This is a genomic window from Aliiruegeria lutimaris (assembly GCF_900099935.1).
In the GTDB taxonomy this organism is placed as follows: Bacteria; Pseudomonadota; Alphaproteobacteria; order Rhodobacterales; family Rhodobacteraceae; genus Tropicimonas; species Tropicimonas lutimaris.
Genome location: NZ_FNEK01000004.1, coordinates 122,803 through 134,705, shown reverse-complemented (window position 1 = coordinate 134,705; position 11,903 = coordinate 122,803). Strand labels below are relative to the sequence as shown.

Annotated in this window: 12 protein-coding genes and 1 pseudogene; 7 read left to right on the top strand and 6 right to left on the bottom strand. The window is 62.1% G+C overall.

The genetic code is table 11. The features are described from left to right. The first annotated feature begins 282 nt into the window (after positions 1-282). The 3 genes from BLR85_RS03620 to BLR85_RS03610 all read left to right on the top strand — a co-directional run bounded on the left by BLR85_RS03620 (position 283) and on the right by BLR85_RS03610 (position 3,273). Positions 283-489 carry a DUF1127 domain-containing protein gene (locus BLR85_RS03620; RefSeq protein WP_093149669.1) on the top strand — a complete coding sequence of 69 codons (207 nt, stop codon included), beginning with the start codon at positions 283-285 and terminating at the stop codon, positions 487-489. Positions 490-721: 232 nt separating this feature from the next. Then, positions 722-1,006 (top strand): hypothetical protein, encoded by a 285-nt coding sequence (locus BLR85_RS03615; protein ID WP_139188295.1) that lies wholly within the window; start codon positions 722-724, stop codon positions 1,004-1,006. A gap of 470 nt (positions 1,007-1,476) precedes the next feature. Beyond that, entirely contained in the window at positions 1,477-3,273 is a 1,797-nt protein-coding gene (locus BLR85_RS03610; RefSeq protein ID WP_093149661.1) for an AMP-dependent synthetase/ligase, read from the top strand. Positions 3,274-3,358: 85 nt separating this feature from the next. Here BLR85_RS03610 and trhA read toward each other — a convergent pair whose 3' ends face one another. After that, the gene (gene trhA, locus BLR85_RS03605) at positions 3,359-4,024 is read right to left on the bottom strand and encodes a PAQR family membrane homeostasis protein TrhA (protein ID WP_093149657.1); all 666 of its coding nucleotides are present in this window, start codon (positions 4,022-4,024) and stop codon (positions 3,359-3,361) included. Between the two features lie 222 nt (positions 4,025-4,246). Here trhA and fabG point away from each other — a divergent pair, with 222 nt between their 5' ends. The 3 genes from fabG to BLR85_RS03590 all read left to right on the top strand — a co-directional run bounded on the left by fabG (position 4,247) and on the right by BLR85_RS03590 (position 7,683). Next, the gene (gene fabG, locus BLR85_RS03600; RefSeq protein ID WP_093149653.1) at positions 4,247-4,984 is read left to right on the top strand and encodes a 3-oxoacyl-[acyl-carrier-protein] reductase; all 738 of its coding nucleotides are present in this window, start codon (positions 4,247-4,249) and stop codon (positions 4,982-4,984) included. A gap of 351 nt (positions 4,985-5,335) precedes the next feature. Continuing rightward, positions 5,336-5,569 carry an acyl carrier protein gene (locus BLR85_RS03595; RefSeq protein WP_068309229.1) on the top strand — a complete coding sequence of 78 codons (234 nt, stop codon included), beginning with the start codon at positions 5,336-5,338 and terminating at the stop codon, positions 5,567-5,569. A gap of 425 nt (positions 5,570-5,994) precedes the next feature. Further along, the gene (locus BLR85_RS03590) at positions 5,995-7,683 is read left to right on the top strand and encodes a Na/Pi cotransporter family protein (protein ID WP_170844445.1); all 1,689 of its coding nucleotides are present in this window, start codon (positions 5,995-5,997) and stop codon (positions 7,681-7,683) included. Positions 7,684-7,707: 24 nt separating this feature from the next. Here the strand turns inward: BLR85_RS03590 and BLR85_RS30415 are convergent, their stop codons facing one another. The 5 genes and pseudogenes from BLR85_RS30415 to miaA form a co-directional block, all read right to left on the bottom strand. Next, positions 7,708-7,902: a hypothetical protein gene (locus tag BLR85_RS30415; RefSeq protein ID WP_212635010.1), complete on the bottom strand. Its 195-nt coding sequence runs from the start codon at positions 7,900-7,902 to the stop codon at positions 7,708-7,710. Between the two features lie 421 nt (positions 7,903-8,323). Beyond that, entirely contained in the window at positions 8,324-8,689 is a 366-nt protein-coding gene (locus BLR85_RS03580) for a hypothetical protein (protein WP_139188294.1), read from the bottom strand. Continuing rightward, a pseudogene (locus BLR85_RS03575) lies at positions 8,653-8,880 on the bottom strand (hypothetical protein); the annotation flags it as partial. The pseudogene BLR85_RS03575 and the gene BLR85_RS03580, both read right to left, overlap by 37 nt. A gap of 317 nt (positions 8,881-9,197) precedes the next feature. Beyond that, positions 9,198-10,004, bottom strand: a complete 807-nt coding sequence (locus tag BLR85_RS03570; protein ID WP_093149640.1) for an AraC family transcriptional regulator — start codon at positions 10,002-10,004, stop codon at positions 9,198-9,200. Between the two features lie 104 nt (positions 10,005-10,108). Next, on the bottom strand, positions 10,109-10,978 hold the full coding sequence (gene miaA, locus BLR85_RS03565) for a tRNA (adenosine(37)-N6)-dimethylallyltransferase MiaA (protein ID WP_093149636.1): 870 nt from the start codon (positions 10,976-10,978) through the stop codon (positions 10,109-10,111). Between the two features lie 78 nt (positions 10,979-11,056). Here miaA and pyrH point away from each other — a divergent pair, with 78 nt between their 5' ends. Further along, positions 11,057-11,794 carry a UMP kinase gene (pyrH, locus tag BLR85_RS03560; RefSeq protein ID WP_093149632.1) on the top strand — a complete coding sequence of 246 codons (738 nt, stop codon included), beginning with the start codon at positions 11,057-11,059 and terminating at the stop codon, positions 11,792-11,794. The last annotated feature ends 109 nt before the right edge of the window (positions 11,795-11,903 follow it).

Sequence of the window (11,903 nt, the reverse complement as noted above, 5' to 3'; positions counted from 1 at the left end):
CCAGAGGAAAGGCCGTTCGCCCAAGGGAGGGTTGCTCGCGTCGATGTCCGTTTTCGACGGTCCCGCAATTGAATGCGTCACCTATGGATCAAATACGACATTCTCTGATGTCGTAAATGGAATAGACCGGTTTTCCCCTTATTTTCTTGGGTCAGTTATGATTTTTACGCATGGGAGGCATGATGTTTTGGCAGTTGTGCGGCGTTTTTTTCGTCCTCTAGCTGCAAATGATCGGGCGTTTTTATTTCGCCCAAATTTTGTGCAAATCAACCGGAGGGTATCATGGCCTTTTATGACATGTCGCAAACCGCCACGAGCAAGCGTCTTGGCCGGATGGTTACACAGCTTGTCAGTAGCCTGATGGCCTGGCGCGAGGAATGTGCGACCCGCGATGTCTTGGGCAAACTGACGGATCACGAACTGAATGACATCGGGCTGTTGCGCGGCGACCCGGATCAGGTGTCCAGTGCGCGCCAGCCCGACGATTGACCTTTTCGCCGGGGCTTTCCTCTCGGCCCGGCCATCCCGATGTTCCGGCGGGTCCGTCTGACCTGGCCGTCTTGACGATTATTCCTCAACTCGGATGGCTGCGACCGCACAGGTCGTGGCCTTTTTCCATTCGGCATGGCGTGGATCGACCCTTTAGGAGCCCACGAAGAGCATCAGGGATTAATGCCTTGTCAGGGAGCTGACAGAAAAGGAAAAAAATCGAAGGTTGCAAATGCTGCAATGCCGCAATGCAGAGGTGTTGGTAGAAATGTTGGCGCTAACGGTTATCTTGAAGCTCAGAAAACGAATTACACGAAGGGAGCTTGAAATGTGCATCGCACATCAAGAAATCGAAGAAGTCCGGGTCGATTGGCGCAACGTCGAATTCGAAATTCGTTCGGAGCAAGCCAAGGTTGCCCGCGCGATCGGATCTTCGGTGGCCTCCCTCGTTGCCCGTATCTTAAAAACCCCGTCCGCGCTGTTCGGCGGCCGTGTGGCAACCAACGCTCAGGCCTGATTGCCGAAAGCGTGGCCAAGGTGCCTTGAGGGTTGATTGTCCGCTCCGGTTCCGGCAGGCCGCTAGAAAGCGTCTAAGCAGAAAAAACGCTGGCAGGATATGCCGGCGTTTTTCCGTTTTGAATGGCCTTCTTCCGAAAATTCCCTTGCCCGCGCCGAGTAGACGCGAGGTGGAAAATTCGAGAAGGTCCATTTTCATCATCTTTCGCAAAATATCCTGGGGGGAGCGCGCGCAAGAGCGCGGGGGGCAAAGCCCCCTCTATCCGTCCTCCAAAGGTGCTCCGGGTTCCAGATCCGGGCGAAATCCTGCTCTTCTGCCAGTACCCTTTCCAGAAACTCGCCTGAACACATAGCTGAGGCGAAACCGCCGGTTGCCGACCGCAACGGCGGCGTCTATCAGGCGCGGACATTGCCATGATACCTTAACCTTAGGTAAGGTTTTGGCCGGGGTCGCCCCCATCAGGAGGACACATGCGCAAGAACAATATACCCGCCGAGAAGGTCAACACGCTCTACCAACTCCTGCGGGAACGCACGCGTATATCGCCGAAGCTCACGGCCTATCGGCAATACGATCGCAAGACCGGCAAATGGCGAAAGTTCACCTGGCCGCAGGTGCTGGAGCGGACGGACCGTTTCGCGGCTGCCTTCATCGCGGCGGGGATGCGTCCGGGCGACCGGGTCGGGATCCTGCTGCAGAACTGCGTGGACTGGGTCTGCTACGACATGGCGGCGGCACGCTGTGGCCTCACGGTGGTGCCGCTCTACACAAATGACGCGATCTCCAACGGCGCCTTCATGCTGGCGGATTCGCGGCCCCGGATCGTCCTGATCGATACCGACCGGCGGTGGCGGGAGCTCGAAGGATCGTTGTCGGATCATTCCTTCATCGAGCGTGTCTGGCTGCAGGACGTGACGGCGGACTTCGTCTACGGCGAGGAAGAGAACGTCGATCATCTCGAAGCGATTCTGCCGCCCGCGCCGCAGGACCTTCCCGAGCCCGCCAATGATCCGCTCGCCCCGGCAACGCTGATCTATACTTCCGGCACGACGGGCACCCCGAAGGGGGTGATGCTGTCCCACCGGGCGATTCTGGCAAATGCCGAGGCGACCGCCGCAGTCGTTTCGCCGCTGGAGGGCGATGTCTTCCTGTCGATCCTGCCGCTTGCGCATGCTTTCGAGCGCACGCTGGGCTATGTGCTGGCGGTGATGTCAGGGGCATGCAATGCCTACCCGCAATCCTTGCTCCGGCTGCGGCAGGACATGACCACCGTGCGCCCCACGGTCATCATGGGCGTGCCCCGTTTCTACGAGACGATCTTTAACGGCGCGCGGCGCAGTGCCTCCACCAGCAAACTCAAGCAGCGGCTCTTCGACATGACCGCGCGGATCGGCTACGCGCGCCACGCCGCGCGTGCCGGCCATGGGCCGGGGCCAAGCTTTGTGGAACGGCTGATCTGGCCGCTGCTGGACCGGCTGGTGGCCAAAAAGGTCCAGGCGGCATTCGGCGGGCGCATGCGTGTCGCCGTTGCGGGAGGGGCCAACCTGCCCGAAGAGATCGGACAGGCCCTGCTGGGGCTCGGCTTGCCGCTTGTCGAGGGTTATGGGTTGTCGGAGGCGGGCCCGGTGGCCACGGCCTCTGTGCAGGAAGATTGCGTGCCGGGGACGGTCGGCTATCCGTTGCCCGGGTGCGAGGTGAAGCTCGGCGAGCGCAACGAGCTTCTGATCAAGACACCCTCGCGCATGCTTGGCTACTGGCAGCGTGAGGACGCGACGGCAGAGTCCTTTGACAAGGACGGCTGGCTGCGGACAGGAGACATGGCCGAGATCGTCAATGACCGCATCCGCATCACCGGCCGGCTGAAGCATATCCTCGTCATGTCCAATGGCGAGAACGTCAACCCGCGCCCGATCGAGCTGAACATCGAGAGCGACCCGCTGATCGAGCAGGTCTGCGTGGTCGGCGATGGCCGCCCGTTCCTTGCGGCGCTGGTGGTGCTGAATCGTGACGACTGGACCGCGATGGCCAAGAAACATGGGCTGGACGAGAATGATCCCAACGCGCGCGAGGCTGAAAGGTTCATCCTAGACCGTATCCGCAAGGCCTCGGGCGACATTCCCTCCTGGCAGCAGATAAAGGCCTATTACGCAACGCTGGACGAGTGGACCGTCGAGCGCCGGTTGATCACGCCCACCCTGAAACTGCGCCGCGAGCGGGTGATCGACGAGTACAAGGACGAGATCCGCCGGATGTATTCCAAGGGGTGAGAGTGGCCCTCCCAGTTGCCGTCCCATAAACGCGGCATCTCTTGCGGGGATGCTATAGAAGCCCTTCGCGAGACGGGAGAAGCGCCTAGAGGCCTGCCGGAAGCTCTGCGATGCTTACCGCCACGGCGATGAAGAACAGCACGCTGCCCGCGAGCACGAAAACATGCCAGACCGTGTTGTGAAACGGCATCCGGTTCAGGAGGAAAAACACCACTCCAATAGTGTAGACTACGCCGCCGATCAGCATCAGAAGCTGCACCGATCCCGGCAGCTCCGCGAGCATCGCGCCGCCAGCCCAGAGCGCCGCCCAGCCCATTCCGAGATACAGCGCCAGGGCGAACCAGCGAAACCGGCTGGGGGCGAGAATCTTCAGGCAGGATCCCAGAGCGGCCGAGCCCCAAAGGCCGGCGAGAAGCCCGGGAACCTGTGCGCCGGTGAGCAGAACGAAGGGCGTGTAGGTGCCGGCGATCTTGAAATAGATCCCGGAATGATCGAGCCGCTGCAGCAGGCCCTTCCAGCGTGCATTGTCGATCATGTTGTAGAGTGCCGAGAAGGTCAGCATCATGATCAGGGTCGTTCCATAGATCGACGCCCCCCAGACCGCCGCGATATCGTTGCGCAGAGCGATTGTCAGCGCGATCAGGACCGGAACCGCCATCAGGGCGGACACCACCCCCACGACATGAACGACGCCATCACTGACGCGTTCGGCGCGGCTATAGGCAGGGCGGATATGGGCGACAGAATGCATAGCCGAAACATTAGGGTGCGGCAGGCGGCGGGGCAATGAAGAAGCCCGGGATCACCAAGCTGTGACGGTTGGCTGGACGGGCGGGACGCCGGACCCGCAACAGGAAAGGGCCGTCTCGGGGGCGATTGGTGTCGTTCGAAACAAATCAACGTTGCGGGGCAGGGGATGTCATGGCATGGCTCCTGCTGACGGATAAGAACGCAATCGCGAGGAGATGGTCACATGTTCGATCTGACAGGGAAGACGGCGCTTGTAACGGGAGCCTCTGGCGGTATCGGCGGCGCCATCGCCAGGGCGCTGCATGGCGCGGGGGCGACTGTCGGGCTCTCCGGCACGCGGGTCGAGCCGCTTGAGGCGCTGGCAGCAGAACTGGGCGAGCGCGCCCATGTGCTGCCTTGCAACCTGGGCGATGCGGAGGCTGTCGATGCGCTGCCCAAGCAAGCCATCGCGGCGATGGGCGGGCTGGATATCCTGGTCAACAATGCCGGCATCACCCGCGACCAGATCTTCATGCGCATGTCGGACGAGGAATGGGCGCAAGTGCTGGAAGTAAACCTGACCTCCACCATGCGGCTCTGCCGTGGCGTGATGCGACCGATGATGAAGAAGCGTTGGGGCCGGATCGTGAACATTTCCTCAATCGTGGGCGCGACGGGCAACCCGGGTCAGGCGAACTACGCCGCTTCCAAGGCCGGCATGATCGGCATGACCAAATCCATCGCCTACGAGGTGGCCAGCCGGGGAATCACCGTCAACGCGGTGGCGCCCGGATTCATCGCCACGGCGATGACAGAGAAGCTGACCGATGAGCAGAAGGCCGCGATCAACGCAAAGATCCCGGCGGCCCGCATGGGCGAGGCAGACGAGATCGCCGCGGCAGTGCTCTATCTTGCCAGCCCGGAAGCGGGCTACGTGACCGGCGCAACGTTGCACGTCAATGGTGGTATGGCCATGCTCTGATTGGGGTATTCCGGGACGCCGCACCTGTGGCATTCGTCCTGGACCCCATGGGATGGGGGGACGAAGGTACCGGCGACACTTGTGAAGCCGGACCCGCCTTTCCATCTTGCCTTCAACGACCGGCCCGTGTGACGCAACGAAAACAATGTCCGGTCAAAGCGTTTGCTTTTGCAGGGGAACATGCTAAAGGCGGCGCAGTTTTCGGCTTGGAGCAACAAAAATGTGCCCGGCCCGGGAAAGAAGCCTCGCATCAGACGGGGATGAGCGCCCTGAGAACAGGGCAAGGTAATGCGCCCCCCGCGGGCACGGAGCAAGAACGGGCAGTGACGCCCTAATGCATGAGGAAGAGAAATGAGCGACATCGCCGATCGCGTGAAGAAGATTGTTGTTGAGCACCTGAGCGTCGAAGAAGACAAGGTGACCGAAAGCGCGTCGTTCATCGACGATCTGGGCGCAGACAGCCTGGACACCGTCGAGCTGGTAATGGCTTTCGAAGAAGAGTTCGGCATCGAGATCCCGGACGACGCTGCCGAAACGATTCAGACTTTTGGCGACGCGGTGAAGTTCATTACCGAAGCTGCCTGATCGGCAATATGCCGAGACGAGATGGGCGCCCCATGGTGGGCGCCTTTTTCATTTTTCAGGGGGCCGTGAGAACTCTCCTCCCTGTCCACGGGACGAACCGGGAGGTTGGAGGGGGCTTTGCCCCCGCGCTCTCAAGAGCGCTCCCCCAGGATATTTCTTGAAAGAGGAAGAACCTGGTCATTTTCGGACTTCCTCTTTCAAGAAACATCCCCGCCGGCGGCACGATCCGCAGGATCGTTACCGCGCGCTCCATCGAGGAACTCCGTTTACCGCTGCAGAACGGGCGCCGGGACTGGATTCCTTCTCCATTAGATGGAAGCATGTTTCCGCACGACTTGATCCGGGATTGATGAATGCAGCAGGCGGCCGTTTTCCTTGCAATCCTGACGTGGGCTTTTCCGCTCCATGCCCAGACGGATGCGGGAATGGCTCCGGATTTGCCGGTCTGGCAGATGGCGCAGGGGCTCCTGGGGGGGCTTGCGCTTTTCCTCTTCGGGTTGGACCGGACGGCGGACGCGCTCAAGGCCGCGGTCGGCGACAGGATGAAGACTATGCTGGCGCGCGTGACGGCCAACCGGGTCACCGCAGCCATTGCAGGAGCCGTCACAACCGCGATCATCCAGTCCTCTTCGGTGACGACGGTGCTTGTTGTCGGTTTTGTTACGGCAGGGCTGATGAGCGTGAGCCAGTCTGTTGGCGTGATCATCGGCGCCAATGTCGGCTCGACCATGACGGCGCAGATCGTTGCCTTCAAGGTCGAGCAAACCGCGCTTGTCATGATCGCGGCGGGGTTTGCCGCGACCGTGATCACGGGGCGGGATGTTCCAAAGCAGTTTGGCAATATCGTCATGGGGCTTGGGCTGATCTTTTTCGGTATGCGGCTGATGAGTGACGGCATGGCGCCCCTGCGGGACTATCCGCCCTTCATGGAATGGATGGCCACGATGGAGAGCCCTCTGCCCGCCATTCTCGTCGCGGGAACCTTCACGGCGCTGGTTCAATCTTCCGCGGCCACGGCCGGCATCGTCATCGCCATTGCAAGTGGGGGGCTGATCAGCCTTGAGGCGGGCATCGCACTGATCTTTGGTGCGAATATCGGAACCTGCGTCACGGCGGTTCTGGCCTCCGCGGGCAAGAGTCGGATCGCCTTGCGCACCGCAGCCATTCACGTGCTTTTCAATATCGGCGGCGTTCTGATCTGGCTGCCTTTCATTCCCCAGCTTGCGGACCTGGTTCGAGGGCTTGCCGAAAATGGGCAGGCCGCCTATGCGGCCGCGAATGTCCCGCGCCAGATCGCAAACGCGCATACGATTTTCAATCTTGCCAATGCGATGATCTTTCTGCCTTTCGGCAATATCCTGATCTGGCTGGCCAACCTGCTCGTTCCGGATCGGCCGGAGCCGGAAAGCGTCGTGCCCAAGCCGAAATTCCTCGATTCGCAGCTTCTGGACACGCCCCGCATGGCCTTGCACGCAGGGCGGCAGGAATTGGCACGGATGGCCGGTATCGCACGGGAAAGTTTCAACCGAACGATTGATGGTATCGTCAATGGCAGCGGGGATCCCTACGAGGCAGTGCACCCGGCACTGGTCGATCTGCGCGGGCTTCATCGGGCGCAGATCAACTATCTGGCCCATCTCGGCCGCAAGGACCTGTCGCATGAGGAAAGCGCGCGGCTTGGCCACCAGGTGGCCGTGTCCCATAACCTGTTCCGCATTGCCGAGATCATCGAGGGGGATCTTCTGCCTGCGGCGCGGCGCGTCCGCACCTGGTCCATGTCCGGAGCCACCGCCGGGCGGGGCAGGGCGCTGGCTGGCAATGTCTCCACCGCCCTGTCGGATTTGGAAGAAGCGCTGAGCGCACCGGAATCGGGCCGCGGCGCGGCCGTTGGCGAGATGAAGCCGATCATCGATCTCACGATAGCCCAGAGCCTGGACGCCGAAACCCGTTGGCTGGCCGGGTTGAAGGAGAGCCTTCGGGACGAAGATATCGACCAGATGCTGTCCGAGATGGCGGTTATCGAGGCAATCAAACGGGTGTATTCGCAAGCGCGACGCGCGGCCCGGGAGGCCGGCACGGATGCGTTGGACGAAAGCGTTTCAGAGGCAACTTGAGCTATCACGCATCGCATGTTGCGTTCAAGGCGACTCCGTAGGGCAGCTGGAGACCGTTCTGACCTCAACCTGAAACTCTGTTGCGGTCTGGCGGCCGCACAATGTTAAGTTCGGGCGGGTTTCCAACGCCAGCGCATCGGGAAAGGGCAGCCCGGAGACCGGTTCATGGCTGACCGCAGGTGCTGCGTTCAACCTTGCCATCAACTCATGGTAGATCATGGCAATCTCCGAACTACGAATGGCACGCGACTCCTGCGCGCTCCTCTCAGCAAGGTCGCGCCTCTTGAACTAGATCGTCTCGCCGGCGACGCGCCCGTGCAGGCCAAGGTCGAGCATGACGTCGAGTGCCACCGTGGATTTCCCGCAGCCGGGGGAAGTAGATCGATAGCGTCTCGATCTCGAAGATTGACCCGTCACGATCTCATTTCTTCGTCGTATTATCCCAGTCAACTGTTCCGCCGGGCCCGAAGGGCGGTTGCCCACCCTTTCGTCCGCCCTTGCAGGGCTTGTCGAAAGCTGCGCGCTCAGACACCCCGTATGTCTTCTTCTGACCGCAAATATCCCCGGGGGGCGGTCATTGGTTCCCTGAACCAATGACCATTGGGGGGCTGGCCCCCCAGCCTCGGAAAGGATCCGGGCGTTACCATTGGGGTTCTGTTCCGGGCTCGCATTCCGCGACCATGATCCAGATCCCATCCTCTTTCTGCGGTTCGCTCAGAACGACGACCGTATCGCCACAGATTTCGCGGGCGGCGGCGGTGCAGCTCTCGGGCGCATCGCAGGCGACATCGAAACGGGCGTCGCCGGTATAGGTGTTGCGCAGCAGATGCGGCAGAACATGGATTCCGTTGGCATCCAGAAGTTCTTCCCGGGATGACATCCCTTTCCACGTGCCGAACACGGTGAAGAGGATGGTCAGCGCGAGCACCACGCCTACCAGGACGATTATCGCGAGGCGCAGGGTCCGTCTCAGCTTCTGCAGAGGGGTGTCATTCTCTTCTTCCATCGGTCTTCCAAGCTTTCTTCACGCAGGCCGTCGGCCAGCAGGTTGCTGTCATCGGTCGTGGTACCCCGATCCGGGTTCTCCGGCGCGTTGCCCAGGCAAAAGAAACCCAGCGTGCCGAGCAGGATGGTCGTGTAACCGATCCGCAGCCGGAAATCCACGATCCGCGGACCGCGCGTATTGGGCAGTATCTCCCGGGGCATCTTGTGTCACGTGCCTTCGCCGCGGGCAGCCCGAGAGCGATACCGACGATGGAGGCAAGGAACATGCCGATCCAGACGAGGAGTGTTTGTGCAAAGCCTGGCTGGTGATGGCGATGCAGGAAAGCGGGTCCATGCAATCAGCGCGTTGCTCAGCGCGTGATTCACAACGATACTGTGGAATCTCACGTCCTGGAGCCGGGCGGTGCGGACAAACCGCGCGGTGGCCGGCACAGGGCGTCACGCCGTCCACTTCGGTTATCCGGTTCGGGGGTGCCATGATGCCCCCCCTGGAAACAGGGTGGATTCCGTTAGCGCTTGCGCGCTTCGCGGAAGTCGCTCGGTGTCTGCCCGGTGCGGTGGTGAAAGGCGCGGGTAAAATAGGCCGCCGAGTTGAAGCCCAGCACCTCGGCCACGCGCTTGACGGGCAAGGAGGTGTCCAGCAGCAGCCGCCGCGCCTCGAAGGTGAGCCGGTCGGCGAGAAGATCGGAGGCGGGGCGGCCACAGGTCTGGTTGCAGACGCGGCTGAGATGGGTCGGGGTCACGCCGAGCCCCTCGGCATAATCGCTCACCGACTGCCCGGTGTAGAGCTGCTCCTCGATCGCCTCGGTGTAGCGGCGCACCAGCGCGCGGGCGGCGCAGTCCTGGGGGCGATCCTCGGCCTCGAAGCGCTGCCGGTCCAGCCAGACCGAGAGCAGTCCGCCATAATGGGCGATGGCGCGGTCCTTGAGCGGGCGCTCGCCGTCGATCTCGCGTTGCAGGCTTTCGAGCAGGCCGGTGATCTGGCCCTGGTGGCGGGCATCGCGTACCCGCAGGTGGAAGGGGTCGGACGCCAATTCCAGCGGCACGGATTCGTTGAAGAAGACGGCCGTGCCATAGACCTGCGAGGACACGTCGAAGCCATGCATGGTGCCGGCCGGGATGAAGACGGCGTTATGCGCGCCATAACCGCGCGTCAGCCCGGCCACGGTGATGCGTCCCTGTCCGCGTGTGAACCAGAGCAGGATGGGCATCCGGTAGCTGCGCATCGCCTCGGTGCGCCAGCGCCCGCCATGGGTCAGGCGTTGCATGGGCACAAGGCGGAGCGGGCCGACAGGTGCGGCGGGAATCACGGACATGGGCGGAACCTTTGGGCAGCAGGGTTCGATAGTGGTCTTTCTGCCCTGTGGATAACTGCGAATCAAGCACGCAGATGTTCGATTTCTGCTTTATGGCTGTCGGATCAGCGCTCAGGCAGGATATTTCGCCAGCTCTTCATACGCGCCCGGAACCACGTGCGCTGCCGCTTGGCATATTGGCGCGTGGCGATGCAGGCGGCCTCGATGGCGGCGTCGAGATCCATCTCGCCGCGCAGATGGGCGATGAGTTCCGGCCCGCCGATGGCACGCGAGGAGGGCAGGTTGGGGTCCCAGTCATCCAGGTTCGCCCGCGCCTCCTCCAACGCGCCGGCTTCGATCATCAACTCGAACCGCCGCTCGATACGCGGTGTCAGCCAGTCGCGCGGGGCCTCCAGAACGAAAGCCTGCGCGGCATCGGGCGGCAGGAGAGGGGGCGGGGTTTCGTCCTGCCAGAGCGCCAGGCCCTTGCCGGTCGCGCGCAACACCTCCCAGGCACGTTGCACCCGCGCCGGATTGGCGCGGTCGATCCGGGCCCGTGTTTCCGGATCCAGTTCTTCCAGCATTGCCTCGCGTGTCAGGGAATCGGCTTGCCGGCGGATTGCTGGCGGAACCGCCGGGATCTCGACCAGGCCTTCGGTGAGCGCCGAGAAATAGAGCCCCGTACCACCGACGACAATCGCCCGCTCCGGGCCGGACAGGATTTCGGCAACCTCGCGCAGCCAGTGGCCGACCGAGTAATCCTCCCGCGGCCCGACATGGCCATAGAGCAGGTGCGGCGCCCGCGCGAGGTCCTCGTCCGGCGGGCGTGCCGTCAGGATGCGCCAATTGGCAAAGACCTGCAGCGCGTCGGCATTCACGATCACGCCGCCCTGCGCCTCGGCGATCTCGAGCGCGAGGGCGGATTTGCCGCTGGCCGTCGGCCCGGCAATGAGGACCGGTTTGACCGGGTCGATTTCATCGACGGATATTGCCATTGAAACGCGCCTTGACGGTTGAAGGCCGCGCCATTTTCCGACAGGAAGGCGCGGAAGCCAGATCAGAGGGATTTTGATATGCTCGACGTGACCGAGGATCAACCGACACCGGCCTATAAACGGGTTCTTCTGAAAATCTCGGGCGAGGCGTTGATGGGAGACCAGGGCTACGGTCTGCACCCGCCCACCGTGCAGCGCATCGCCAATGAAGTGAAATCGGTCCACGACCTGGGCGTCGAGATCTGCATGGTGATCGGCGGCGGCAATATCTTCCGCGGCCTGTCGGGTTCCGCTCAAGGAATGGAACGCACCACGGCCGACTACATGGGCATGCTCGCCACGGTGATGAACGCGCTCGCGATGCAGTCCGCGCTCGAGGAAATGGGCGTCTTTACCCGCGTCATCTCGGCCATCCGCATGGACGAGGTTTGCGAGCCTTACATCCGCCGCCGCGCGGTGCGCCACCTGGAGAAGAAGCGGGTTTGCATCTTTGCCGCCGGCACCGGCAACCCGTATTTCACCACCGACACCGCAGGCGCGCTGCGCGCCAACGAGATGGCCTGCGAGGCTATCTTCAAGGGCACCAAGGTGGACGGGATCTATGACAAGGATCCGGTGAAGTTCGACGACGCCGTGCGCTATGACAGCGTCACCTATGACGAGTGCCTGACCAAGCGGCTCAAGGTGATGGACGCTTCTGCCATCGCGCTGGCACGCGACAACAACCTGCCGATCATCGTCTTCTCGCTGGATGAGCCGGGCGGCTTCCGCGGCATCCTCGCGGGCGAGGGCACCTATACCCGCGTTCAGGGCTGAGCACCTCGAAAAGGTTAATAAATGACCAAACCGGCGCCTCTTTCCCGCCGGTTTTCATGCCTAATAATTCCTTAAGAGCCGACGAAAATCGGTCCGCGAGCAGTTGGAA

Excerpts from the sequence above, each read along its gene's own strand:
- fabG (WP_093149653.1), top strand. The coding sequence starts at position 4,247 with ATGTTCGATCTGACAGGGAAGACGGCGCTTGTAACGGGAGCCTCTGGC.
- BLR85_RS03590 (WP_170844445.1), top strand. The coding sequence starts at position 5,995 with ATGGCTCCGGATTTGCCGGTCTGGCAGATGGCGCAGGGGCTCCTGGGG.
- BLR85_RS03610 (WP_093149661.1), top strand. The coding sequence starts at position 1,477 with ATGCGCAAGAACAATATACCCGCCGAGAAGGTCAACACGCTCTACCAA.
- BLR85_RS03620 (WP_093149669.1), top strand. The coding sequence starts at position 283 with ATGGCCTTTTATGACATGTCGCAAACCGCCACGAGCAAGCGTCTTGGC.
- BLR85_RS30415 (WP_212635010.1), bottom strand. The coding sequence starts at position 7,902 with ATGATCTACCATGAGTTGATGGCAAGGTTGAACGCAGCACCTGCGGTC.
- BLR85_RS03595 (WP_068309229.1), top strand. The coding sequence starts at position 5,336 with ATGAGCGACATCGCCGATCGCGTGAAGAAGATTGTTGTTGAGCACCTG.
- BLR85_RS03580 (WP_139188294.1), bottom strand. The coding sequence starts at position 8,689 with ATGGAAGAAGAGAATGACACCCCTCTGCAGAAGCTGAGACGGACCCTG.
- BLR85_RS03615 (WP_139188295.1), top strand. The coding sequence starts at position 722 with ATGCTGCAATGCCGCAATGCAGAGGTGTTGGTAGAAATGTTGGCGCTA.
- trhA (WP_093149657.1), bottom strand. The coding sequence starts at position 4,024 with ATGCATTCTGTCGCCCATATCCGCCCTGCCTATAGCCGCGCCGAACGC.
- BLR85_RS03570 (WP_093149640.1), bottom strand. The coding sequence starts at position 10,004 with ATGTCCGTGATTCCCGCCGCACCTGTCGGCCCGCTCCGCCTTGTGCCC.
- miaA (WP_093149636.1), bottom strand. The coding sequence starts at position 10,978 with ATGGCAATATCCGTCGATGAAATCGACCCGGTCAAACCGGTCCTCATT.
- pyrH (WP_093149632.1), top strand. The coding sequence starts at position 11,057 with ATGCTCGACGTGACCGAGGATCAACCGACACCGGCCTATAAACGGGTT.